Raw genomic sequence first — 25,615 nt, 5'->3', positions numbered from 1 at the left:
TATCTGGTCTTTTTATTGTAATAATTTTATTTTTTATAAATTGATTTTCCTTCTTTAATCGTTTCTACTACTTTGATGTTCTTGATTTCCATCGGTTTTACTTTTAATGGATTTTTGTCTAAAATCACAAAATCAGCTAATTTTCCTTCGGTTAAAGTTCCTTTTAAATTTTCATCGAAAAATTCGTAAGCCGCGAAAGAAGTAATCGCTTGTATTGCTAAATAAGGAGTTGTTCTTTCGGCTTGACCGATAATTGCACCCGAACGAGAAACACGATTCACAGCGGTCCAAATGGTGAAAATTGGATCAATAGGAGTAACCGTAGCATCCGAATGATTGGTTGGTTTTAAACCTAATTTTTTTGCCGAAACCATCGGACTTAAAAAATCGGCACGTTCTTTTCCTAAATTTTGTACGTGAATATCACCCCAAAAATAAGCGTGATTCGTAAAAAATGAAGGTTCCATATTGTATTTTACAAACCTATCTAATTGTTCCGGACGCACAAATTGCGAATGAATTACAATAGTTCTTCTGTCTTTATTTAAAGGTTGATTTAGTTTTTCGCAAGCCAATTTGTGCGCTAATAAAACCATATCAATCGAAGCATCGCCATTACAATGAATAAATAATTGATTGTCTTTGGCGTAAGCTGTTTCGAACAATTTATTTATGGCTTCTTGTGATAAACTGGGTAAACCTCTACAATCGTGGTGGCAACCTGGAACATCGGTTAAAAAAGGTTTGCTAAAAAAAGCCGTTTTTCCTTGTGGCGAACCATCAGCAACAATTTTTGTTCCTTGTGTTTTAAATCCGTTTTTATAGGTTTTGAATAGGAGTGAAGTGTCGGCCAAATTACTATCTAATTCGGAATATCCCGCTAAAGCAATCAAATCGATCTTCATTTTTCCAGCATCGGCTTGTGATTGAAAAAATCTAATAGATTCTCGACTCGTCATTCCGTCTTGTGCAGTAGTTATTCCGTTTGACGCGTAATAATCTTGGGTGGTATCGAAAAATTCAGCTTGTTTTGAATCTAATTTTTCCATCATTAAACGCACAAAAGGATACATAGCCGTTTCTTGCACTAAACCTGTTGGATCATTAGAATTAGGAAATCGAACAATTGTTCCACCATCAGGATCTTTTGAATTTGATGAAGTATTTAATTCCTTTAAACCTAAAGAATTTGCGACGCCCATATGTCCGCTTGTATGTTGTAAATACACGGGATTATTGGGTAAAACTTTGTCTATGTCTTTCTTGGTTGGATGTCGTTTTTCGGTTAATTGGCCATCGTCATAACCCCAACCAAAAATCCATTCGCCATCTGGAATCTTATTTTTTTCTTTATATTCCTTTAAGTTTTTAAGAATATCGTCAATATTTTTGATTTTTCCGACGGGTTCTGGATTCAAATCAACTTGTCCCATCGTATTAGAAACCATTCCAAAATGACTGTGTGGATCGATAAATCCTGGTAATAAAGTCTTACCTTTTAAATCAATTTTTTTGGAATCTTTAAACTGAGATTCGGCATCCGATTTACTTCCGACAAAGACAATTTTTCCGTTTTGAATTACAACAGCTTCTACATATTTTGGAATATCTTCTTCCATGGTAAGAATGTCGCCATTATAGAATAATTTTGAAGCAACTATTGAATTTTCACTTTTTTCTTTACAGCCTAATAAGGAAAACAGCAACATTATAGATATGATCTGTTTCATAATTTAGTTTTTTGGATGCTTTCATAAAATTAACTTTTTTTATTAAAAAAATATGTTTCCTATATTACTTTTTTAAAGTTCTAAAGGAAACATATCTGCAAAAGTGAATTGATAATCTTTTTTAATTAATCATCTCAATATTTAAAGTTTTATTCTCTAAGAAAGTAAACTTGCAATCTTTGTATTTTGGTGGACCAAATTTCGGTTTAAAATTGTTAGAAAAACCATACGCTTCTTTCGGAATTCCCATAAAATTACGATTGCATTCGTTGTCTGAGTTTTCATCATGATACATAGAAATAGCATATTCTCCCTTTGGCAAATCAGTGATAGTGATAAATGCGGTGCTTTTATTAACCTTTATAGCGTAGTTTCTTATACTTCCAATTTCTTTCAAAAAATTAGTCTCTTTGTTAAAAACACCAATTTTAATTTCTCCTTTTATCTTTTCGATATTGGAAACTTTGATAATTAACTCTGGATTTTCGGATGAAAATAACGTAGAAATAAGCGTAGTAAATAAAAATAAGATATTCATGTTTTTGTTTTTATGATGGTTTTACTGAAATTAAAACTATTCTCATTCCTAATTCTTAGGAAAGTCTAGATTAACTTCAAAAGAATTATTTTGAATAGGTATATAACTACGTTAGCAAATTTGTTGCCAATTGATAACTTATAGACTTTTAATTTAGTTTTTTTTTAAAATTATAAATCATTTATTGTTATTGTTGTCAATCCCGTAAGAAATCAAATTTATTCAAATCCTTTTTACATTTAATTTTCAAAAAAACATCAATTTATATAGCAATTCGAAATTCTAGGTTTACATGTATACAGCTTCAAAAACGGCTAAGGACACTTTTTTATCAGAACTTAAAGTAAGCACATCGTTTGTAACACTATAATTTTTAGCTAATTCTAAAACTTTTAATAGTTTACTTTCATCATTACCTACATTTGGACAAATTTTCATTGTTACAGCTATATTTTTAAAACTGATTCTATTATTGCCTTCTAAAGTATATTCACCAGATAGTGTATTGCAACCCGCAAATCCAGTAACAGTTTTATCATTCATTCTGAGTGTAATAAAGATTTCACGTTCTTGGTTTTCTTTAAAAACGACCTCTTTACCCTCGATTGATTTAAGTTTCCAATATTTTTCGGTAATGCTTCCGATAGTAGATTCGTTAGTAGTTTTTATTGTTGAATTACAACCAGTAATTAGTAGAATTAATAATAAGAGTGTAAAAGATTTTATTTTCATTTTTAAGTTATTTTTGATTTAAATGTCATTAAAGAATATTTTAAGTATTGTTCTAAAAAGATAAATTAGATAATAATCAGACATTTTTTTAGTAATCCACAAAGATAGCAATACTTATTCATAGTCACTTTAAAAGAAAATAAGGCTATAGTTTTAAATTCATTAAATAGTTTTTCAATATTTATTATTAATGAATTGTCAATAGTTTTAATACGACTCTTTAATAATTTGACTTTCTTTTATTCCAATAGAGTTCAAGCTTTTTATTACGCTTTCCATCATTGGTGGAGGACCACATAAATAATAATTTGGTGTATCCTCTTGAACGTATTTTTTAATTATTTCGTTGTTTATATAGCCATGTTCATAACCTTCTACCCATTCATCAGAAAGTACATTTATAAAGTTTTTACCTAATATTTTGTCAAAATAATCTTTAGCAATAATATCTTTAGCTGTTTTATTAGCAAATATCAATTTACTATTACCAATTTCTCCATTCATTTCTAAGACTTTTAAAATGGCGATAAAAGGGGTAATTCCTGCGCCACCTGCAATAAAAAAACCTTCACCATGACTTTTGATATCTCCAAAAGGATCGTTTAATAAGAGTTCATCTCCCACATTTGCACTAAGAAATTTATTGGTGACTCTTTTTCTAGAAGGATAGGTCTTTATAGTAAATTCTAAATAGTTCTCTTCTGGCAAGGAAGTGAATGTAAAACAACTCAACTTATCGCTCCATTCCGGTTCGTTAAAGGATATATCTGCTGCTTGACCAGGAATAAAAGAGTACTCATTTGGTTTTTCAAATTGTACTTTTAGTACATCATGAGTTATTTTTTCGAGAGAACTAATTTTTACAATTTGCGACATAATTTTTATTTTAGGATTTTTAGTATAAAAAAATAAATACTGCAGGTTTATCTCATTTGTTGGTAAAATAAGAAAATTTTATTGCGTAAAATAGACTTGCTTTAATCTTTTTGGATCATCTGTAAGAAATAGCCCTCTGAATCAAAAACTAAATCATAGAAAGCACCATTATTAATTATACCGACTTCATAAATAACTTTACCATCATAATCGATTGTTTTAGAAGCTTCATTTATTGGAATTTTCGGATAATTTTTTTTCAAATATTTTTTGACTGTACGTGGTAATTCATTGCTGATTAAACTTATTTCTAAAGCTTTAAATTGTCCATCCTTATAATACATGGCTGCATTTTTTACAGCATTTACTTGAAATTTTCCAATAAATACCAGTTGGTCTTGATCATCACCTTGATAGGTACTGCTCCAAATAGCTGTTGTATTAGGAAATTGTTTTTGAAATGCAAATTCTACTTCAATTGGTATTCTTTCAGAGTTTATTGTTTGATAATTTTGTCCCAAAGCTGTCAAACTTAGAACCATTACAATTGATACTATTAAACTTTTCATTTTTTTTATTTTTGAAATTAAAGTTTTTTACACTCATAAAAATATTTTCTAGTCGCTGTAAAATATATGTACTTGAAAAGATTCTTTAGTTAATAAGGTGGATTTTTTTTGTTGAAATAGTCTTTAAAATTGGTTAAGTATTTGTTATAAAGGTATTTATGAGTTTTATAAAGGTATGAATTAAAATGAATTACTACAATTTTAGAAATGCTTTTTTTGTATTTAAAATTTGATTTCTTGTGAAGAGCCTTACAGATTGATGGAATTATAAGGTTTGTTGAAACTTGAAAATTAAATAGTCAAGATTATTTCTGTTTTTAATATAAAAGCAAATACTATTTAACGTTTTGAATTTATAAAAAGTATATACTCTGTTAGGTTTATAAGCTTAGTAATAATGCTTCTTTAAGCTTTATTACAGACATTAATATCCAAAAATATTAAAAGACTACTTTTGATTCCTAATAGAACAGAATAAAGTTATAAATTTTAATTCTCATTTTTTGTTAAAAGATTGATAGACTTAAAGTGTAGTAATAAGAGTGATATCATAATTCAGTTTATCAATTTAATTGTTTCTGAATATTATGGAATTATAAGCTTTAATTACTTAAATCTTAAACTTATAGTTGTGTCTGATTTTATTTTTTTCTTATATTAGCTCAATAAGTTGATTTTAGGCTATTTTTCACAACTAAGCATAAAAAAACCCCAACATCTGTTGGGGTTTTGTGACCTTGACTGGGTCGTAACTTAACTACTAGTTTCCTTGTTTTTTAAGACTTTACTAGCTGTCATTATTTTAAGGGGGAACTATAGGGGAAGTATATGGGTATCTACATGGACATTAAAGCGAGGCAAATTAGACAACTTTAGAAAAAGATGGGTTTCTTATATCTAAAACGAAACTTCCTTTTGCATTTCCCTTTTTATCATCTATACGTTGCTGGTATATGTGTTCTGGGGCAACTTTTAATAATTCGACTAAATCTAAAAAATTTATACTCCAAACTCCATTTATAAATTCGACTTCCTTTTTTGTATTACCCATTACAAATTTTACCGACTGCCATTCTACCCAAAAATAAATTATTATCTGTTTATAATGCTTCCAATATCTTTCGGCATCTTTTCGATTAAATACAACCGCATATGTTGGATCTATTCCATATAAATCTTTAGCTTTAAAAAAAGGAGTATTTTGTGTTTTTAAATCTGCTATTAAAGTATTGTCTTTTAATAAGTCTGGTGCATAAGGATTAGTGTTTTTTTCAGGATTAATAATTAACCCTAATTTATTTCCGTATTTATTTACAAATGCTTCTTCTATTTTTTCTCCATCTTTGCACCATAGAATTTTATTTTGTAAATCTTGCGGAGTAATTTCGACACCATCTTTATTATACTGTTGGTAAGCCATAGTCAAGATTTTTTAGGTAAATCTTGTAAATAAATACATTCTGGATTTTTTTTAATTGTATTTTCTACAAAAACTCTAAAATCTTCTTCAGAAACTTCTTCTATACCTGTCAACTCTTTTAATTTTTCCCAATAGAAAGTATTATTTTGCGTAGATTTTCTTCTTGCCCATTTTTTAATTTCAGTACCATTTCGTACTCTACTAGAAGAACTATTTTCGGAATTATCGCTATTTTTGACTTGTAATAAATTACCATCAGAGTTACAAAAGTCTACAGCATCTATAGAACTTCCCCAACAGCATACCCATCCGTAGTCGCAAAGTTTTATCGATAAATATTCTTCGAGTAAATCTCCAATAAGATTTTCTATCGACATTTGTAAACTATGTCCTTCTACAATTTTTTTTAATTCTTCCGCAGAAGTGTCTTCTACCCTTAACGAAAAAATTAGTCCTACAATGGGATCAGAAAAGGTTTTAGAAGCATTTCCTACTCTTAAAGAAGGTCGATTATTATAAGCTTTATGATAGGAATCAATAAACTTAATTACATAATCTTTCAAGGGAACTTGCTGCTCTACTTTATCAATTTTTTTAGGATAAGCAAGTTTTGGAAGATTTCTAATATCGCTAAAAGCACATTTTAAGAGAGTTTCTAGGTCCTGCGAATAGTTTTCTCTACAATGCGCCTTAGCATAAGTTATTATAGCATCTATTTCAAGAGCCTCTGTAAATTCTGTATTTATATTCATCAGTAAAATTTTTACCAATGATATGAATTATTTTACAAAACTAATCAAATAAAGAAAAGCTATTTTCTAATAAAGTAATTCCCTCCATTTTTCTTACAAACTCGTCATAACTAGTTTTTAGGTATCTAGAATGTTTAAATTTTGTGTAATCTTTAGTTGTTAAATCAGATAAGTGTCCTTTTATTTCTCTTCCAATAGCTTGCCCTAAACCGACAGGTACTGCATTACCAATTTGTTTGTACTTATCAGTAGTATTACCCGCTAAAACCCAATCTAAAGGGAATTGTTGTATTACCTTATATTCTTCTACACTTATCGGTCTTATCTCTTCGGGGTGACATAAATCAGTAGCAGGCATAGCTGGATTAGTTACAACAGTTGGCGAGGGTCTATTCCAATTTAATCTTCTCATAAAACCAGTTTTTCCGCCACCAAGATAAAAAGCTTTTCCTAATGCTTCCATCTGTAAATCAATAGGTAGGTCTTTCCAATTTTGCCCACTTTTTAAATTTTTATATAAATTTGCTCTTTTTTCCGAATAGAAAATAGATTCGTGTTTTTCAATGTTTTCTAGAATTTTAAAAGCTTCTTTTATGGTTTTCCACTTAGGTAATTCATACTCTCCATTCTCGGAGTGGGTAGGAGTAAGTCGATTTACTTTTACAAGATTTTTGGTTCCAATTATTACGACTCTTTCTCGAATCTGTGGTGTACCAAAATTAGCAGAATTATAAAGATCAAAATTAATATTGTAGCCAGCATTTTCTAATCTTTTTATAACATAATATAGAGAAGACCCTTTTTCTTTTAGGATAGATTTTGGGATTTTTTCTATAATATCATCTTTCTCGTCTATTTGCAGTATAGAAGACATAAGTCCTCTAACGTTTTCTATTACAAAATACTTTGGAGAAATTTCTTCTATAATATCCAAATATTTTAGAAATACATTTCCTCTGGAGTCAGCAAACCCTAATCTTTTACCAGCTGTACTAAAAGCTTGACATGGAGGCCCACCAACTATAACATCGACTTGTTCTTTATTTGCTAAGCCAGAATAATTTATAATATCATCAACGGAATAATTTCTAATATCTCCAATAAGGCCAATATTAGGTTTATTTAGAGTTATTGTATTTCTACAAGCTTTATCAAATTCACAAGCCAACACAACGTTAAAACCTTCTTTTTCTAATCCTATATCTAATCCTAGTGCACCCGAAAAAAAAGAAAGGGTATTAAGCCCATTTTCTTTATAACTAACACCAGAAATTTTATCTTTAATTACTTCTTTAATCATTTTGTAAAAGTATAAAATTTAATTTTCATATTTAATTTTAAAGCCGTTTTAAGCATGTTTTTTTTAAGAATAATAACTTGTGCCTTAAAGTAAAAACAGTTGCTTAAATCAAACTAATTCTTTATTAATGCACTGTTTTAAAATAAATAAAAGCGGTCAGATAATATTGTTTGTATTATCCAATTCCGCTTTATATTAATGGTCAACTTACTTTGGTTAACCTTGGCTATTCTACTTGTTCTAGTTATTTGTTTTTTATTATATAGCTATATATCTAATATTACCCTTATTATACAACCTATTAGTTTTCTTCTCTAATTCTAGGAGAATTATTGCTTTATAATCCTTTTCACTCGCTACAAACGATTTATAATTATCCATTAAATCATTAAAATATTTAGATTTATTGTTTGGTAAAACCTTTTCGTTAAAGTCCATTATTGTCCTATAAATTCCGTTAGATTTCATTTCCGAGTATATCTTCCATTTTATAAAATCATTGTAAGAGATTTTTTCTGTAATAGTTTTTTCTTTAGAAATAGTATCAACAAATTTAATATTACCTAAGTATTTTTTTAGTTCGTTTGGAAACATATTCCAATTAGATTTTAAAAGCGAAAGTTCATTGTAGTTTTTATTAAAAGATGTTCCACTAATTTTTTTTATGCTTATTTCAAACCTAAAAAATAGAAATTTATTGATTATATTTTTATTTAAATCAGTTTGTTGTTTTTGCATAATTTCAAGATATTTGTCATAAATCTTTAAGATGTAGTTGTTAAATTTAAAGTAGACCGTTGTACAATTTTTATCATCTCTTTCAGCATTTCTATATTTTACAAAGCAATTTAGTATATCGTTATTAAAGGATTTTAATAACAAAGTAATTCCAATTTCTAATTTGGTAACTTTAAATTTAGTCCAAATCTCTCCTTTTTTTAAACCTAACTTACCACCAAGAATCTCTATACAATCTACAAACTCAAAATAGTTTAGGTCTTTTCGGCTATTTTTATCGAAATACCATTTTCTAATACTTCCATTGATTGATAATGTGTAAGTTTTAGCTTTTAAGTTTTCCGTTAACAACATTCTTAAACTAAACATTCTTGATTTATTAGTTATATTAGTTTGCCAACCTTTTTTAAAATTTAATTCGGATATTTCATCATGATCAAAATTTACGACTTTCCATTTATAATTATTTAAGATAAACTCTGGATTAAAATCTAAATTCATAATTTTTATGTTATCAATCATATAAGTTCTTTTTTAAAAAATTTTCTAAATCTTTTCGAATTACAAATACAAAACCCCTAGAAGAACTTTTAGCAAACTTTAATCCTCTAGCTCTATATCTATAAATTGTTCTAGTGCTAAATCCGTATTCTTTATTTATATCTTTTAGATTTAATATATCACTTTCTAATTTGTGAGTAATTGCATCTCTTATTATATCTCTATCTACTTTTTTTTCGAATTCCAATTTTCTCTTTATTATGGCAAGTTCAAGTAGTTTTCTCTTGATAAGTTTCTGGTTAATTGTACTAACTTTATTCATATTTAAAATTTTACAGAGTTCATTGCTATTCTGGAAGTCTCTTCATCGGAATTCATATAAATTTGGGTTACTCTAATGTCCGAATGCCCCATTTGCTCTTTAATTATATTTATAGGAGTCTTATTTATAGCTAAAATAGAACCAAAGGTATGTCGTGCCACGTGGAAGGTTAAAAGTTTATTTATTTTAGAAAGTTTAGCTATAAGTTTTAAGTCTCTGTTTACAGACACGTTTTCTCTTCTATCAAAAACAAAGTCTGTATCTTTTTTAGATTTTAGATTGGAAGATTTTAAAATCGGTAAAGAATAATCATTAAGAAAAACGGTAACCTCTCTTTTCGTTTTAAGCATAACAGTTTTAATCTTTGCATTTTCGATTATGTTTTCTTTTTTTAGATTCATCACATCCGAATATCTTAGACCAGTATAACAGCTAAACAAGAAAAGCTTACAAGTTAATTCTAGCCCTTTAGTTAAATTCCCAAGTTCCAGATTAGCAGATACTAATTTTTTTAATTCCTCTCGATTAAGAAAAGTATCTCTTGTGTTTTCTTTTGGTCGTTTTACATTTTTGCATGGATTATTGTTTATTAACTCATCGATTACAAATTTATTTAATACAGCTGAAAAACATTTTATTCTAGTTCCAATTCCACTATTTCCAACTCCTTTCTCAGTTTTTAGATAATAAATAAAATCGTCTATAAATTTTGTATTTATTTCATTTAAGTATATTTTAGATTTATACTCTTTCAATTGTTTTCTAAATAATTCGTAATGGTATTTAGTTCCATCACTTAATTCTCCAAGACCAAATTTTATTTTAAAAAATTCATCAAAGTGATAATAAAAATCAGGATTTATCTTTTCTTGCACAATTCCTTTTACTCTATTTTTTACGTTTTCTAAAGTAAATTCTTCATTGTTATTATCCATTTCCAATAGGATATTGTAAATTCTATTTTCTTCTTTTATTAAAATATTTTTTAAAAGAGAATCTTTTACAATTCTCTTTTTTTCATCCCATTGGATTATGTTTACATGTTTTCCAGAAGGTATTTTTGTTTTACCATTTTTAAAAATAATTTGGAAATATAATGGATGTTTATTTACATCATCGATTTTAAATTTGTCTTTTCTTAAAATCGTTTTTACAGAAAAAGAGTTTCTCATATTATAAAATTTAATTATTGCTTTGTATAGTTAATAGTCGCCACGCAAAAATATTTTTACGATAAAAGCTTATTTAACATTTATTTAACATTTTGAAAAAGGTTATTAAAAAAGCGACCATCTTGTAGTCGCTCATTATATGCATGTTATACTGTAATTATATTCGGTATTTGTAAAACCGTTTTAAAAACTTCTAAATGTACTTTTTGTACTAACTAAGTTTTAACTTACATGTAATTTCTTCTAAAAAACTTGCCAAGTTTAGTTTTAAAGATTTTTAATAGTTAACAATATATAGAGCTAAACTAATAAATTTAACAATGTGACAACTAATTTTATTTTGTTTTAATATTTAAATTTTAAAGTTCTGTAGAATTAACTTTAAGATTTAAGATTTTGGTATTATTTACTAAGGGGAATTATAGGGGAAGTAAAAGTGTCCAATATTGTCTATTATTGTCCAATAAAGTCCATAAAAAAACCCGCTATTAGCGGGTTTTACTGTAGTTTAAGAATTTTCATTCTTCATTTTTGTGACCTTGACTGGATTCAAACCAGTAACCTCTTGAGCCGTAATCAAGTGCGCTATTCAGTTGCGCCACAAGGCCATTTGCAAGTGGTTATAAAAACCTGATTGCGGGTGCAAATATAGGGATAAAAGTGTAATTTGCAATAGTAAAATAGTAAAAAATTAAAAAAATATGTCATTAAAAAATTATATACTTGATATTCAAGGTTTTCCAAAAGAAGGAATTTTGTTTAAAGACATTACTCCGCTGTTAATTAACGCCGATGCGAGCAAAAATTGCCTTAAAATATTGGTTTCTTCTTTAAAAGATAAGAAAATAGATAAGGTGATAGGTGTAGAGAGTCGAGGGTTTTTATTTGGTATGCTAATCGCACAAGAAGTAAATGTGGGTTTTGTTCCTGTTAGAAAACCCAACAAATTGCCCTATAAAACAATTTCTGCCACTTATGATTTAGAATATGGCACCGATACTCTCGAAATTCATATTGATGCTATTCAGAAAGGAGATCGTGTCGTGATTCACGATGATGTGCTGGCTACTGGAGGAACCATCAAAGCTGTTTGTGAATTAGTAGAACGCTTAGGTGGTGAAATTGTACAATGTAATTTCATCATGGAATTATCATTTCTAAACGGTAGAGAGAAAGTGAAAGAGCAAGAAATTTTTGCCGTAATAAGGTATTAATCTAAAGCGCGAGTGGTTACATAATAACGAAAACCAATAATTGCCATTTGCCATTTTGTGGCTTTTGCCAAGTCTAATCGTTGTTTTGTAAAACTAGGAAGTATAAGTTTGTTGATTTGAGCTAAAATTTTGTACATACTTTTTTTTCAAAGATATAAAAAAAGACGGTCTTGCTGGAGACCGTCTTTGATTGAAAATATCTTATTGTTTTTTAGTTGTTATTTTAATAATTTTTTTGTCCTCATCGGATTTAATAACCTCCATTTTTTGGATTGAATTTGGACTTATCTTATCTAATTCCGATTTTGAAGATTTTACACCATTAATATAAATTTCTGCTTCCTCTACAGATGGTTTATTTGAAGTTGCCTTAACATACACAATTTTGGTGGTTGTTTTACTTACCTGTTTGTTGTTTAAATTAGTTGGATCGGTTTTTTCTAAATTTAAATCACGTTGGTTCGTTTTCAATTTGGCATTTCTCTTTATACTTAGGGTATCAGTAGTCGATTTATTTTGAGTAAATGAAAATGTTTTAGGAGTTTTTGCTGTGGTAGCGACTGTTGATGTAACAAAATTTTCGTCCTTAGTTGTAATTTCATAAGCACCGTTTTCTCCAGCTAGACCATATTTTATTATTGCATCTTTACTATTTAAAGTTTTTATAATATCAATTTCTTCATCTAATGGGATATTTATTGCATTTCCTCTACCTTGAATTTCATTATTAATTACTATTAATAATTCCTTACGATTAATTTTCATACTATTTAGTGACAAGGAATTATTATCTGTATTCTTAGAATTAGGTAATTTTGCCTTTGTATCAGTCAAATTAGTACTAGATGAAATAAAAACCTCAATTTTATTGTCTTTATCTTTTACTACTTTAATTATAAAAGGTAAAATTGGTTTGTCTTGACTTATTTCATGTACTGTTTTGTAGCTTTTACCATCGGTAGCAGTAACTTTTATACTAGTGATCTCATTTTGAGAATTTCGTTTTATTTTTTTTATTTTAACTTCAGTCCCTAATTCACTTTTAAATAGATTGATGATTCTATCAAGATCTAAGTCGGTTGATTTTTCTGTAATTTGAGCTTCTAATTGTATTTCCAATTGCTCATCAGTATTGGAGGTTTTTAGATTTTCTAGTTTTGGGTTATTTTTCTCTTGTGCAACAGCCCTGACTTGAAAGAGCATTACAAAGGCAATTAATGCTGGAGTTACAACGGCATACTTCCAAGAATTCCTCTTTTTTGATTGATTTTTGTTTAACATAACAATTCGTTTTTTAATTAATGATTGATAAAAATGATTGGTAAGGGAAACACAATTTTCTTGTGTTGTAATTTTTAAAAGTGTGATTTGATAGGCTTTTTTGTCTGCTATTTTTTTTGTAGCCTCATGATCGGCTATGAATTCTAAATTTTGAAGAATTGCTTTTTTGTAGAACCAAATAAAAGGATTGAACCAAAAAACGATACAAAATATTCTCGAAATTAGCACATCTACAGTATGTTTTTGCTCGCAATGTATTTTTTCATGCTCTATAATGTTCTTTAATTCAGTTGGATTGTATAAAGACGAATTGTAAACGATAGTATTAAAATAGGAAAATGGAGCAATATTATCTGTGGTGTCAATAAATTTAAAATCGGCTTGCTTTTGAATTGTTTTATTTTTAAAAATATTTTTCAAACTGTAAAATTCAAAAGCAAATCTAAGAATCAATAATAAGAATCCAATTCCATATATAATTGCAAAAAATAAATACCAATTGATTGTAAAAACGGCTGTTTCATTAATTGTTGTAATAGGAATTTTTGTCCAATCTATTATTCTTACACTTGGTTCTAACAATATAATTTTTGTGTAAAAAAGTAAAGGCAATATAACAGCAGTACATAAACCTACTATTAAAAACCAACGATTAGTGGTGAAAAAAGTTTCTTTGCGCAGCAATAAATAATAGGAAAAATAGAATAAGACAAGTAGTCCGCTGGATTTAAAAAGATAAACAAATAATGGTTCCATGATAAAACGGGAATTAAGTTTTAAATAATTTAAAAACGTATAATTTTACTCTTTTTGGTTTTCGATCATGGCTAAGATCTCTCTTAATTCAGCAGCAGAAATTTTGTCTTCTTTTGCAAAAAAAGAAACCATGTTTTTATAGGAACTATTAAAATAATTGTCAATTGCAGTATTCATAAATTTTTTTTTATACTCTTCAATTGGCACAATAGGATAATACTGATGGGTATTTCCAAAGGCATTGTGAGCAACAAAACCTTTTTCTTCAAGATTACGGACAATAGTAGACAACGTATTATAATGGGGTTGATCTTCTGTTATTTCGGCCATTACTTCTTTGACGAAAGCCTTTTTGAGCTTCCATATAATGTGCATGATTTCTTCTTCTTTGTTGGTTAATTTTTGCATAGCTCTATATTTTGTCATTCTGAGTTTAGACGAAGGACAAACGTACAACTAAATTTTTAGTTGTTAAACTATTTTTATAGTTATTTAACTAAATTATTAGTTTGTAAGCTGATTATTATAAAATTTAATAATAATTAAAAAAATAAAAACCTGTAAAAAATTGAAAATAGGCAATGCATAAGAGTTTGCGTGAGGGATAGAAGCTGGCTACCATAGTAGCGCGTATAGCCCGACAGCATTAGTAAAAGGGGCTAAATAACACTACTGTTTTTTAGCCCCTTTTACTAATGGAGTCACGCCCAAAATAGAAATTGGAAATTAATTTTGCTCTTTCTGTACTAATTTTTGCAACCAAATACATCCCGCTAATGAAAGCATTCCTAAAGTTCCCATCACAAACCAATTGGTTTGATAACCAAAATTTGCAATGATTTCTAGTCCAGTTTTAGAGCTGGCAATGTGAGCCAAACTAAAACTCATCGTAAATAATGCCATATAGCGACCTTCGTGTCCTTTTGGGGCTCTACTTAATGCAAATGAATTGGAGAATGGAAAAATAAACATTTCGCCAAAAGTGATAAATAAGATACTCACCACAAGCATTCCCGCCCAAATATTGATTAATAAAACATAAAAACTAATAGACATTAATAACGAACCCCAGAGAATAATCTTGATTTTATTGATGTTTTTTCGTTGACTAAAACTGACTATTGGCATTTCGAGAAAGAATATTAACAAACCGTTTAGGGATAATAAAAGGCCACTTTGAAATTCAGTTAATCCAAATTTTTCATTGTGGTACAACGGTAAAGTGGTGAAAAGTTGAAAGAAAAGCATGGCTGTAACAAAACACACAAATAGAAAAATCCAAAATACTTTATCTTTAAAAACCGAAGCTGGTATTTCGGTTTCGCTATTCGTAGCATTCAAATCCGCTGGTTTTTTGCGTTCTTTTACCAATAAAGTAAAAATTAAAATAGATACAATACAGGAAGTTCCGTCAACCCAAAACAATCCGCTGTAGCCTAAATTCATAATGATCAATCCACCCAATGCAGGCCCGGCCGTGAATCCTAAATTTACTGCTAGCCTAACAAGAGTCAATGCTCTAGTGCGATTTTCGGGTTTTGCATAAGTTCCTAATGATACAAACATGGCAGGACGAAACATATCTGCAACGGTCATAATAAAGAACATTGCAAAGCATAACCCCCAAAAAGTACGCACATATTGAACCGCAAAAAGTAATAATCCGCTGGTAAATAAACTAAAAACCATGATTTTATAAAACCCTATTTTATCTGATAATTTTCCGCCTAGCCAAGAGCCTAACATCGAACCAAAACCAAAACATACCATAATCCATCCTACTTGCGCATAGGAAAAATTCAAATCTTCTTTCAAATACTTGGATAAAAACGGCAAAACCATTGTCCCAGCTCGATTGATGAAGGTAATTAAAGTCAGAATCCAGACCTCTCTTGTAAAACCTCTGTAATTATTAATATAGCGACTTAAAGCAGTTTTAATCATAAAAATATTTTCTATGTTGCAAATTTACAATGTTTTTCAGGAGCTTTTTCCAGCTATCCGCTACAATCTTTTCTTTTTTAAGAAAAAAAGAAAAGGATTTTCGCTTCTATCTGGGCTAGGATATGGTGCCAATGAGAGGTGTTTTTTTTCATAATTAATTATTAGAAAATGATTCGTAATAGAGTAGCAATAAATCTGCGCTAATTCATTTTTACTGCATTTTTAGAGTTTTAATTCGACATAAAATACTTTTTTTTCATCATTATAAATTCAAATTCATAGGTATTAGTATGATAATAGCATAAATATAAACGTTGTAGCTTTCTAACTTTTACGCTATTTTTGTGTAAAAATATACAAATGAGAATCCTATTATTTTTTGTTTTATTCCTGCAAGTCCAAATTGGTTTTTCTCAAGAAAAATTTGATGACAATGTAGTGACTAAATTCCAAGAGGAATTAAATGCAGAATATGCAGATGCTAAAACGAGCCCACTAATGCCTGAAGATTTAGCAACATTTAAAACCTTAGATTTTTATCCTGCTAATGAAAAGTTTTTTGTTGTTGCGAAATTTGTTCGTACCAAAAAGGAGAAACCATTCGAAATGAAAACTTCTACCGATAGAAAACCTATGTATGTAAAATACGGTGTAGTTTATTTTACAATTGATGGGGCCAATTTCAACCTAAATGTTTACAAGAATATTGCACTTTCACAACAAGAAAAATACAAAGATCATTTGTTTTTGCCATTTTCAGATTTGACTTGTGGTAACGAAAGTTATATTGGTGGAAAATATATTGATTTAAAAATTCCAAAAGGAAAAAAGTTGGTGATCGATTTTAATACTTCATATAATCCTTATTGTGCTTACAATCATAAATATTCTTGTCCGATAGTTCCTTTAGAAAATGATTTGAATATTGAGATCAAAGCAGGAGTCAAAAAATTTCATGACTAATGGATTTTTTTAATCTACATACGCATAAAGGAACAAACCAAGCGAATGTTTTGGAATTAGTGAATCAATATCCTCGAGAATTTGATTCTGAAATACCGTATTATTCGATCGGAATTCATCCATGGTACATTGATAAAGAGCAAGTAGAAGTTGATTTAGCAATTATTGAAACCAAATTAAAAGAAAGAAATTGTCTTGCTGTTGGTGAATGTGGATTGGATAAAAGAATAGAAATTCCGTTAGATTTGCAACAAATAGTTTTTGAAAAACAATTACTTTTGGCACAAAAATATAATAAACCAGTTGTTATTCATTGCGTAGCTGCTTTTCAAGAAATTATCGAAACCAAAAAAAGATTGCTTATTTCAGTTCCGATGATTATTCATGGATTTTCAAAAAACGAACAGCTAGCAAAACAATTATTGGATAACGGATTTTATCTTTCCTTTGGGAAATACTTATTACAATCCCGAAGTTTGGGTACAGCATTGGAAACTGTTTTTAAAAATGTTCCTAATAATCGTATTTTTCTAGAAACCGATACGGTTGATGAAGGAATTGAAAAAGTATATGAAGTAGCTGCTAATTGCAAAGAAATCTCAATTGTTGCGATGCAGGAAATAGTAAAAAGTAATTTTACAACAGTTTTTAATAATAAACATCAATAAAATGCTTTAAGTTTTCAAAAATTTAAAGAGTAAATAATAAAAAATGACAGAGTGGACAGAAAGAAGTGAACTTTTATTTAAAAAAGAAGGTTTAAATAATTTACAAAATGCAAATGTTTTAATAGTAGGATTGGGCGGTGTAGGTTCATTTGCAGCGGAGTTTTTGGCTAGAGCAGGAGTAGGAGCGATGACAATTGTAGATGGAGATGTTGTCGATATTACCAACATTAACAGGCAATTACCAGCTCTACATTCTACTGTTGGACAACCCAAAGTAACTATTGTTGGAGATCGTTTGATGGATATTAATCCCGAATTGAAACTAATACGTGTAGAGGAATTCCTTTCGCCAGAACGTGCTTTTGAAATCGTTACCGAAGAGTTTGATTATGTTTTGGATTGTATTGATAGTGTTACTCCAAAACTGAATTTAATCATTGGTGCCAAACGAAAAAGAGTGAAAATCATTAGCAGTATGGGTGCTGGTGGGAAAATGGAAGCCGCTAAAGTAAAAGTAACAGACATCAGTAATACGGTAAATTGTTTTTTAGCAAAAACCATCAGACGACGTTTGAAAGAAGTTAAAATTGACAAGTTAAAAGTGGTTTTTTCATCAGAAATTCAAGATGACGCGAGTTTAAAAATGACAGACGGTTCTAATTATAAAAAATCATTTTACGGAACGAACAGTTATATGCCAGGATTATTTGGTTTATATGCTGCCGAAACGGTAATTCGTTACTTGCTTAAAAAAGAATGATCAGTTTTTAGTGCTTAGTATTCAGTGGTAAAGTAATAAGTTTTAATCTTTTTGATCATTGGCAAATTTTATTTTTTGGTAAATAGTAAAAAATAGTGACTTTATTACTTTGTGTCTTGGTGGCAATGCGAATTTGTTTTATAATAATAATTAAAAAAGACTTTGTGTCTTAGCGCCTTAGTGGCAAAACAAGAATGATACAAACTGTAATTTTCGATATGGATGGCGTAATAGTAGATACAGAACCCGTACACCGTTATGCCTATTTTAAACATTTTGAGGAATTGAATATTCCAGTAACTGATGCGATGTTTACTACATTTACCGGTAATTCTACTCGTAATGTTTTTCAAAATTTAAAAGAAATTTTTAATCTGGAACAAGATGTAGAAGATCTGATTAAAAGAAAACGAACTATTTTTAATGATGCTTTTGATAGTAAAGAAGATTTAGAATTGTTAGAAGGAGTAGAAAAACTAATAAAAGATTTACACGAAAACGGAATACAATTAATATTAGCTTCTTCAGCCTCTAAAGTTACTATAGAACGCGTTTTCCGTAGGTTTAAATTACATCCTTATTTTACACATTTAGTAAGTGGTGAAGATTTTCCTAAATCTAAACCACATCCTGCTATTTTTGAGCATGCGGCTTCCTTGTCAATTGCACCAAAAGAGTGTTGTATTGTAATTGAAGACAGTACAAATGGAATAAAAGCTTCTACAGCTGCAGGAATTTTTTGTGTTGGGTATAATAGCATTCATTCTAAATCGCAAGATTTATCTGAAGCAAATGTTATTGTCAATAATTTTAATGAATTAAATTTCGATAAAGTAAAGAATTTAGATTCTAAATTAAGAAGTAATTAACAATTTTGAGCAACTGAATTTGTAGTTTTGCGAGTCACAAAAAAAAACGATTAATCATGAAAAAAATAATTATTGCCCTTGCTATTCTTTTAGCCAATTTTACCGTTGAGGCACAAATTCAAACACCTCAATCAAGCCCAAAAGCGACCATTAATCAAACGGTTGGATTAACAGATGTAGAAATTGTTTATTCAAGACCAAGCGCTAGAGGTAGATCTGTTGTTGGAAATTTAATTCCTTTTGGAAAAGTTTGGAGAACTGGAGCAAATGAAAATACAACAATTTCTTTTAGTGATAATGTAATTATCGATGGTAAAACATTAAAAAAAGGTAAATACTCTTTATACACCATTCCAAAAATAGAAAGTTGGGATATTATTTTTTATAAAACAACGGATAACTGGGGTAATCCAGAAGAATGGAAAGAGGAGAATATTGCTCTTAAAGCTACTGTTAAGCCAGAAACTTTAAATAAAAGTGTTGAAACATTTACAATTGGAATTAGTGGTTTAGACAATAATTTTGCTTATTTAGATATCTCATGGGAGAACTCTTATGCAGCTTTAAAATTTGAAGTACCTACACAACAAAAAGCAACAGCCAATATCGAAAAAGCATTGTCAGGTCCAGGTGGAGCAGATTACTTTGCTGCAGCACAGTTTTTATTTCAATCTAATGGTGACAATGTAAAAGCATTAGAATATATAAACAAGTCGTTGGATATGTCTAAAGAAAAACCATTTTGGTATAATAGATTAAAATCATTGATACAAGCAAAATTAGGCGATAGAAAAGGAGCGATTGAAAGTGCTAAAGCGTCACTTACAGCAGCCGAAGCTGCTAAAAATCAAGATTACGTAAAAATGAATAAAGACAGTATTGCAGAGTGGAGTAAAAACTAAATTTCTATTATACTCAATATAAAAAATCCCGTTTAGGTATAATCTAAACGGGATTTTTTATGCTTTTTTTATATGTGTTTATAATAATTTAACTAGTAACTCGTACTGTTCCAACTTTCAAAAAAAATAAGAAGATTTTGTAAAGATTAAAACATTTAAAAATATATTTACTAAAAGTTATTGTTTGTAATTTTCTTTATTTCTTAAATTATAAAAAATAAAATATATACCAATTATTATAAATGGAACACTCAAGATTTGACCCATATTTAATTGCATCTTATCTTCAAATTGTACTTGATTTATTTTTACAAACTCAATTAATATTCTCATCAAAAAAATTAAAGTTATTACCAAGCCAAAGTAAAAACCTCCTCCTAATTTTATATTTTTAGTTTTATAAATTGTATATACAACTAGAAAAATTATTAAATAAGATATCGCTTCATAAAGTTGAGCTGGATGTCTAGGAATATTATCAATTTTTTTAAATATAAAGGCCCAAGGTATATTTGTTGGATTACCAATCATTTCAGAATTCATCAAATTTGCAAGCCTTATAAATGTCGCTCCTATTGGTGCAACTAATGCTATTAAGTCAAGTACCTTAAGATATTGAATTTTGTATTTTTTTGAAAATAGATAAAGAGAAAATATTAAACCAATTGTACCTCCATGACTTGCTAAACCTGCATAACCTATGAATTTATATCCTCCATTTAATGTTTTTTTAATGGGCAATATAATTTCTAATAAATTTTTTGAATAATAATCAAAGTCATAGAATATGCAATGCCCTAATCTAGCTCCAACAAAAATTCCAAGTATTCCATATATAAATAATGCTTCATAGGCATTATCATTTAAATTTTCAGTTTTGAAAATCTTTTTTAGAACCCTCATTGAAATGATTAAACCACAAGCAAATAAAAGGCCATAGTATTTTAATGGGAATCCTAATATGTTAGCTATTTCTGGATCAAAATCCCAATTTATATAAAATGAAATCATATTAGCAATTTAAATATATAAATAAAAGTACTACAAAATAATCAATCATTATAAATTTGTTTGTTATTATTCTATAAAAATTAAACCGCAGATTCTCTAATTATAAAATTAGCTAATCTGCGGTTTATTAATTATTCATTTATTGTTTCTAAAACCATGGGTTTCTGATTTCTAAATATAGTACTTTGGAGGAGTAAAGAAATAAGAATAGTTAATGTAGCGCCAATAAAATTCAACCATAAATACCCTAATTTTTCTTGTCCACTTGGATAAATATAAATAGCATAATAGTAGATAATAAAAATGGTGATTTGGCTTACCACTGCACTATAAAAGATTGCTTTAGACTGTACGTTTTTTAAATAAAAACCAACTAGAAAAATTCCCAACACAGTACCATAAAATATAGATCCAATAATATTTACTAATTGGATCAAATTTTCAAATAAAGTCCCAACACAAGCAAAGAGTATGGCTATAACACCCCAAAGTAATGTAAAGAATTTGGTTGCGTATAAATAATGACGTTCTGATTTCTCTTCTTTTAGATTTCTTTTGTAAATATCAATAGCAGTTGTAGAGGCTAATGCATTAAGGCCCGAAGCAGTAGAAGACATGGCGGCAGAAATGATTACAGCCAACAATAAGCCAATAAGACCTTTGGGTAAATAGTTTAATATGAAATGAAAAAACACATAATCTTTATCATTGGTTTCACTGTTACTATCTGCTTTTAGAATTATTTCTTTCGCTCGATCTCTGAGGTCTTTTTCTTTATTAGAAAGTGCTACTAATTCCTTTCTAAGTATCGGATTATCATAATCTTGATTCAGCTGATCTATATACAATAAGTTGATTACCTTTTTATCTTCGGATAAATCATCTAATTTTTTTTCTAAAGCATTGTACTCTCCTTTGAAAGCTGATTTTTCAATCATGGCTTTATTGTTCGGATTAAAATTTAATGGAACAGGATTGAATTGAAAAAAAACAAAAACCATCACACCAGTCAATAAAATGAAGAACTGCATAGGCACCTTTAAAAGCCCATTCATAATCAGTCCCATTTGACTTTCCTTAACCGATCTTCCTGATAAATAGCGTCCTACTTGAGATTGATCGGTTCCAAAATAAGCTAATGCCAAGAAAAATCCTCCCGTAATACCACTCCAAAAAGTATATTTTTCTTCGGGATCAAAAGAGAAATTAACTATATTCATTTTGTCATTCGCACCCGCAATATGCAAAGCACTAGTAAAAGTCATGTCATTTGGTAAGTAATGCAAGATTAGGAAAAAGGTTATAAACATCCCTGACATAATCACAAACATTTGTTGTTTTTGGGTTACGTTTACTGCTTTAGTACCTCCAGAAAAGGTATAAATTATGACTAATACACCAATGACAATATTCATATACGTAAGATTCCATCCTAATATTGCGGATAAAATAATTGCTGGAGCATAAATTGTTAGTCCGGTTCCTAACCCCCTTTGAAATAAAAATAAGATAGCTGCTAATGATCTAGTTTTTAAATCAAACCTTTTTTCTAGATACTCATAAGCAGTGTAAACTTTATATTTGTGGTACAAAGGAATAAAGGTTACACAAATTACTACCATAGCAATAGGAAGTCCAAAATAAAACTGCACAAATCCCATCCCGTCATGGTAGGCTTGTCCTGGTGTCGATAGAAAAGTAATGGCACTTGCTTGTGTAGCCATCACTGATAAACCAACTACATGCCATGGCGTTTCATTGCTTCCTAAAATAAATTCTTCTACGTTTTTACTTCCTTTTGTTTTCCATGCACCATAAATTACGATGAATAATAAAGTGACGATAAGAATAATCCAATCAAATAATTGCATAATTTAAGAGTATAATTTCATGATTAGATAAAAAAACATTATGTATATAACATTGGCTAGAAGTACCCAAGTATAATTCTTTGTCCAGGTTTTCGTTTTTTTTGTTTCCATTAGAATTGATTATTACTTTTTTGTTGAAACAGGAATAGTATCAGAGGATTGAATCGAAATGATATTAGATAATAATTTGTAAGCGCCAGTAACGCCTTCTGGTAATTCTCTAAAAAAGCTCAAACTCGTGTAAATATAATGTCCTTTTCCGTAAGATGCAACGAGTAAAGCACCATTTTTAGGTGTCTCTCCTTTATCATTTGATGAAAGAATAGGAGTAAAGGCTTTGTCAAATTCGTTTGGATAATATAAACCTTGCTCTTGTTTCCAACCTTCAAAATCTTTGGAAGTAATTTTGTTTGGAAAATTTAATACAGGATGATTGGGTGCTAAAAATCGAACTTCCGCATCTTCTTCCGTAACACGATCTTTAGATAGTTTTAGCGGGTAAGGAGCTATATTTTCGGTTACAAGATCGCCGTTAGTATTATACTGAACTACCATAGTCTTTCCAGATTTTACAAAATCAAAAAGTAGGTTTTGTTTGAATGCTAATCCGTTGATTGTATTATAGGCACGAACGCCAGTCATAACCACATCAAAATCAGCTAATTTTTCAGCGCTTATTTCTTCTGGCTTCAATAAGGTTACTGCATATCCTAGTTGCGTCAAACTACTTGGAACTTCATCTCCAGCACCCATGATATAGGCTATTCTTTCCCCATTAATTTTTAAATCTGTTTTAATCAATTTAGCTTCTGCAGGTTTTAAAACTTGTTGTTTTGTTATATGATCATAATTGATAAAAATCTGTTCTTTATCAAATCGTTTATTGTCTACAATAGCAATACTTTTTAGAACTCCTTCTTCAGGTTTGCTCGGAGGAGTTATTTGAAAAGTTACCATTTGTTCGGTTCCTTTTTTGGCAATATCAAAAGGAATTGATTTTGGCTCAACGCTCCAACTTTTAGGTAAATCAAGTTGCAGGTTACCTTTTATTCCATCTTTTCCTGCTCTAATTTTGACAGTAACATTCTTAATTTTATTGTCTTTAAAAAGTAGTACTTTATCAGTTATAGCGGTAGTGACTTCTGGTACAATGTCAAGGTAATTGTATATCTCTCCCTTTACATCATCATTGTATTTGTAAACAACAATTCGTTCAAAAGGCATTTCTATTCCGTTCACTTTCATATTAAACACCACTTTTACTTCGCGAATAATATCTGGTATACCTCTATTTTTTTGATCATTTACAGTGTACATTCCAACTGTTCCATTTTCTTGTAACCAATAAGGTTGTGTGTAATTGATAGCTTCTGGTAACTGTAAATCTAAGTTGATGTTGTTTAAAATATTATTTTTTAACTCTAAATTTTGACTTGTTTTTATTTCATTTGGTAATGTGGTTACACTCAATAATTGCATCGGAACTGAACTTCTATTAATAGCCTCGAGTTTCAATTTGATATTAGTTCCTGGAGTTGCCTCTTGATTTTGAGCAACAGCTTCTAAATACAAACCAGAGCATGCTGCAATAATTTCCTTTATTTCGGCTGATTTTAGTGGCGACCAATGATTTTCATCTAATGCCTGAATCATACTATAGGCTTTTGCGAGATTAGGAATGCTTAACGATGGATTTTTGTGGTCAAATTCAGCTGCAATTTTTGTCAATAATTCTCCAATAGTTTTTCCTCCTTTTACACGATTCCATGATGTGTCAATTCCTTCAAAAAGCGATTTTTTATTTTTTAAAGATTCTCCATTTATAAATTCTAAATATTCAGTGTCTTCACCACGCACACCAGTGCTTCCAAAACCTTGTGACTGATGACGGCTGCGGCTCAATGCAGCTATTTCTTGATTTGATTTACCTACAGAAGGGTAGTAAGCACCCGTTTGCATAGCCATTAAATTGGTTTTGTCCGCTGCATTGTACTTTTCCATACTTCCATAAAACCACCAAGAAGTATTAAAAAACTGGCGTTTTGCTTGCCAAGGTTTTACATATTTTAATTGTTCAGGAAAAATAGTCGGATTATTAGTTAAATTAAAACTTTCTACACTTAATAATGCTGATGCGGTATGATGTCCGTGAGTTGTTCCCGGTGATCGATGATCAAAACGATTGATGATTACATCAGGTTGAAATTTTCTGATTGCCCAAACTACGTCAGCTAGTACTTTTTCTTTATCCCAAATTTGCAAAGTTTCTGTTGGATTTTTAGAAAAACCAAAATCATTAGCACGTGAAAAGAATTGCTCACCGCCATCAATTTTTCGGGCTTCAATCAGTTCTTGAGTGCGTATTACGCCTAATAATTCTCGAAGTTGTGTACCAATAAGATTTTGTCCACCATCGCCACGAGTTAAGGATAGATAACCTGTTCTTGCTTTTTGCTCATTTGATAAATAGGAAATCAAACGGGTGTTTTCATCGTCTGGGTGTGCAGCAATGTACAAAACGGAACCTAAGAAATTTAATTTCTGAATTTGATTAAAAATTGCATCAGAAGATGGCTTTTTGGGATTTTGAGCACTTATAATTTGAAAAAATATTAGCAATGCTGTTAGGACTATAAATTGTTTTTTTTGCATTTTTATTATTTTAATTTGCAATAGCTCCAAATGTAAGTATTAAATATTTTTTTCTGAAATGTTTTTTACTTTCT

At 29.5% G+C, this 25,615-nt stretch carries 24 protein-coding genes and 1 tRNA gene; 6 read left to right on the top strand and 19 right to left on the bottom strand.

Features of this window, described 5'->3' with window-relative positions; genetic code table 11:
- Positions 1-26: 26 nt before the first annotated feature.
- From MW871_RS11330 to MW871_RS11275, 12 genes are all read right to left on the bottom strand, one after another.
- Complete coding sequence (locus MW871_RS11330) at positions 27-1,730, bottom strand: amidohydrolase (protein ID WP_248428591.1); 1,704 nt, start codon at positions 1,728-1,730, stop codon at positions 27-29.
- A gap of 121 nt (positions 1,731-1,851) precedes the next feature.
- The gene (locus tag MW871_RS11325) at positions 1,852-2,268 is read right to left on the bottom strand and encodes a DUF2141 domain-containing protein (RefSeq protein ID WP_248428589.1); all 417 of its coding nucleotides are present in this window, start codon (positions 2,266-2,268) and stop codon (positions 1,852-1,854) included.
- A gap of 288 nt (positions 2,269-2,556) precedes the next feature.
- On the bottom strand, positions 2,557-3,000 hold the full coding sequence (locus MW871_RS11320) for an META domain-containing protein (protein ID WP_248428588.1): 444 nt from the start codon (positions 2,998-3,000) through the stop codon (positions 2,557-2,559).
- 207 nt (positions 3,001-3,207) lie between these two features.
- Positions 3,208-3,876: a ferredoxin reductase domain-containing protein gene (locus tag MW871_RS11315; RefSeq protein WP_248428587.1), complete on the bottom strand. Its 669-nt coding sequence runs from the start codon at positions 3,874-3,876 to the stop codon at positions 3,208-3,210.
- 101 nt (positions 3,877-3,977) lie between these two features.
- On the bottom strand, positions 3,978-4,445 hold the full coding sequence (locus MW871_RS11310) for a PepSY-like domain-containing protein (RefSeq protein WP_188050719.1): 468 nt from the start codon (positions 4,443-4,445) through the stop codon (positions 3,978-3,980).
- A gap of 862 nt (positions 4,446-5,307) precedes the next feature.
- Positions 5,308-5,865, bottom strand: coding sequence for a hypothetical protein (locus MW871_RS11305; protein WP_248428586.1), 558 nt, complete (start codon positions 5,863-5,865; stop codon positions 5,308-5,310).
- Between the two features lie 2 nt (positions 5,866-5,867).
- Positions 5,868-6,617, bottom strand: coding sequence for a SinI family restriction endonuclease (locus MW871_RS11300; protein ID WP_248428585.1), 750 nt, complete (start codon positions 6,615-6,617; stop codon positions 5,868-5,870).
- Between the two features lie 40 nt (positions 6,618-6,657).
- Entirely contained in the window at positions 6,658-7,917 is a 1,260-nt protein-coding gene (locus tag MW871_RS11295; RefSeq protein ID WP_248428584.1) for a DNA cytosine methyltransferase, read from the bottom strand.
- Between the two features lie 258 nt (positions 7,918-8,175).
- Positions 8,176-9,177 (bottom strand): hypothetical protein, encoded by a 1,002-nt coding sequence (locus MW871_RS11290; RefSeq protein WP_248428583.1) that lies wholly within the window; start codon positions 9,175-9,177, stop codon positions 8,176-8,178.
- The gene (locus MW871_RS11285) at positions 9,170-9,478 is read right to left on the bottom strand and encodes a hypothetical protein (protein ID WP_248428582.1); all 309 of its coding nucleotides are present in this window, start codon (positions 9,476-9,478) and stop codon (positions 9,170-9,172) included. The genes MW871_RS11290 and MW871_RS11285 overlap by 8 nt, the downstream gene beginning before the upstream one ends.
- Positions 9,479-9,480: 2 nt before the next feature.
- Entirely contained in the window at positions 9,481-10,650 is a 1,170-nt protein-coding gene (locus MW871_RS11280; RefSeq protein WP_248428581.1) for a site-specific integrase, read from the bottom strand.
- A gap of 534 nt (positions 10,651-11,184) precedes the next feature.
- Positions 11,185-11,258 (bottom strand) — tRNA-Arg (locus MW871_RS11275).
- A gap of 93 nt (positions 11,259-11,351) precedes the next feature.
- Here MW871_RS11275 and MW871_RS11270 point away from each other — a divergent pair.
- The gene (locus MW871_RS11270) at positions 11,352-11,864 is read left to right on the top strand and encodes an adenine phosphoribosyltransferase (RefSeq protein WP_248428580.1); all 513 of its coding nucleotides are present in this window, start codon (positions 11,352-11,354) and stop codon (positions 11,862-11,864) included.
- On the opposite strand, the gene MW871_RS11265 is transcribed toward MW871_RS11270, so the two are convergent.
- From MW871_RS11265 to MW871_RS11250, 4 genes are all read right to left on the bottom strand, one after another.
- Entirely contained in the window at positions 11,861-12,001 is a 141-nt protein-coding gene (locus tag MW871_RS11265; RefSeq protein WP_188050708.1) for an SsrA-binding protein, read from the bottom strand. The two genes, MW871_RS11270 and MW871_RS11265, sit on opposite strands and share 4 nt — an antisense overlap.
- Positions 12,002-12,065: 64 nt before the next feature.
- Positions 12,066-13,901, bottom strand: a complete 1,836-nt coding sequence (locus MW871_RS11260) for a M56 family metallopeptidase (protein WP_248428579.1) — start codon at positions 13,899-13,901, stop codon at positions 12,066-12,068.
- A 45-nt stretch (positions 13,902-13,946) separates the two neighbouring features.
- Complete coding sequence (locus MW871_RS11255; protein ID WP_248428578.1) at positions 13,947-14,309, bottom strand: BlaI/MecI/CopY family transcriptional regulator; 363 nt, start codon at positions 14,307-14,309, stop codon at positions 13,947-13,949.
- 318 nt (positions 14,310-14,627) lie between these two features.
- On the bottom strand, positions 14,628-15,845 hold the full coding sequence (locus MW871_RS11250; protein ID WP_248428577.1) for an MDR family MFS transporter: 1,218 nt from the start codon (positions 15,843-15,845) through the stop codon (positions 14,628-14,630).
- Between the two features lie 360 nt (positions 15,846-16,205).
- On the opposite strand from MW871_RS11250, the gene MW871_RS11245 reads away from it, so the two are divergent.
- The 5 genes from MW871_RS11245 (at position 16,206) to MW871_RS11225 (ending at position 20,007) form a co-directional block, all read left to right on the top strand.
- On the top strand, positions 16,206-16,808 hold the full coding sequence (locus MW871_RS11245) for a DUF1684 domain-containing protein (RefSeq protein WP_248428576.1): 603 nt from the start codon (positions 16,206-16,208) through the stop codon (positions 16,806-16,808).
- Positions 16,808-17,476, top strand: coding sequence for a TatD family hydrolase (locus MW871_RS11240; protein ID WP_248428575.1), 669 nt, complete (start codon positions 16,808-16,810; stop codon positions 17,474-17,476). The genes MW871_RS11245 and MW871_RS11240 overlap by 1 nt, the downstream gene beginning before the upstream one ends.
- 43 nt (positions 17,477-17,519) lie before the next feature.
- The gene (locus tag MW871_RS11235) at positions 17,520-18,236 is read left to right on the top strand and encodes a tRNA threonylcarbamoyladenosine dehydratase (RefSeq protein WP_248428574.1); all 717 of its coding nucleotides are present in this window, start codon (positions 17,520-17,522) and stop codon (positions 18,234-18,236) included.
- A gap of 194 nt (positions 18,237-18,430) precedes the next feature.
- Positions 18,431-19,105: an HAD family hydrolase gene (locus MW871_RS11230; protein WP_248428573.1), complete on the top strand. Its 675-nt coding sequence runs from the start codon at positions 18,431-18,433 to the stop codon at positions 19,103-19,105.
- Between the two features lie 56 nt (positions 19,106-19,161).
- Entirely contained in the window at positions 19,162-20,007 is an 846-nt protein-coding gene (locus MW871_RS11225; protein ID WP_188050700.1) for a DUF2911 domain-containing protein, read from the top strand.
- A gap of 177 nt (positions 20,008-20,184) precedes the next feature.
- On the opposite strand, the gene lgt is transcribed toward MW871_RS11225, so the two are convergent.
- The 3 genes from lgt to MW871_RS11210 form a co-directional block, all read right to left on the bottom strand.
- Positions 20,185-21,018, bottom strand: a complete 834-nt coding sequence (gene lgt, locus MW871_RS11220) for a prolipoprotein diacylglyceryl transferase (protein WP_248428572.1) — start codon at positions 21,016-21,018, stop codon at positions 20,185-20,187.
- A 131-nt stretch (positions 21,019-21,149) separates the two neighbouring features.
- On the bottom strand, positions 21,150-22,889 hold the full coding sequence (locus tag MW871_RS11215; RefSeq protein WP_188050698.1) for a sodium:solute symporter family protein: 1,740 nt from the start codon (positions 22,887-22,889) through the stop codon (positions 21,150-21,152).
- A gap of 123 nt (positions 22,890-23,012) precedes the next feature.
- Positions 23,013-25,541 carry a PIG-L family deacetylase gene (locus tag MW871_RS11210; protein ID WP_248428571.1) on the bottom strand — a complete coding sequence of 843 codons (2,529 nt, stop codon included), beginning with the start codon at positions 25,539-25,541 and terminating at the stop codon, positions 23,013-23,015.
- Positions 25,542-25,615: the final 74 nt, after the last annotated feature.

This window comes from Flavobacterium pygoscelis (genome assembly GCF_023162025.1).
Classification (GTDB): Bacteria; Bacteroidota; Bacteroidia; order Flavobacteriales; family Flavobacteriaceae; genus Flavobacterium; species Flavobacterium pygoscelis.
Note: the sequence above shows the minus strand (reverse complement) of the source record. Positions and strands in the feature narration are given on the sequence as shown.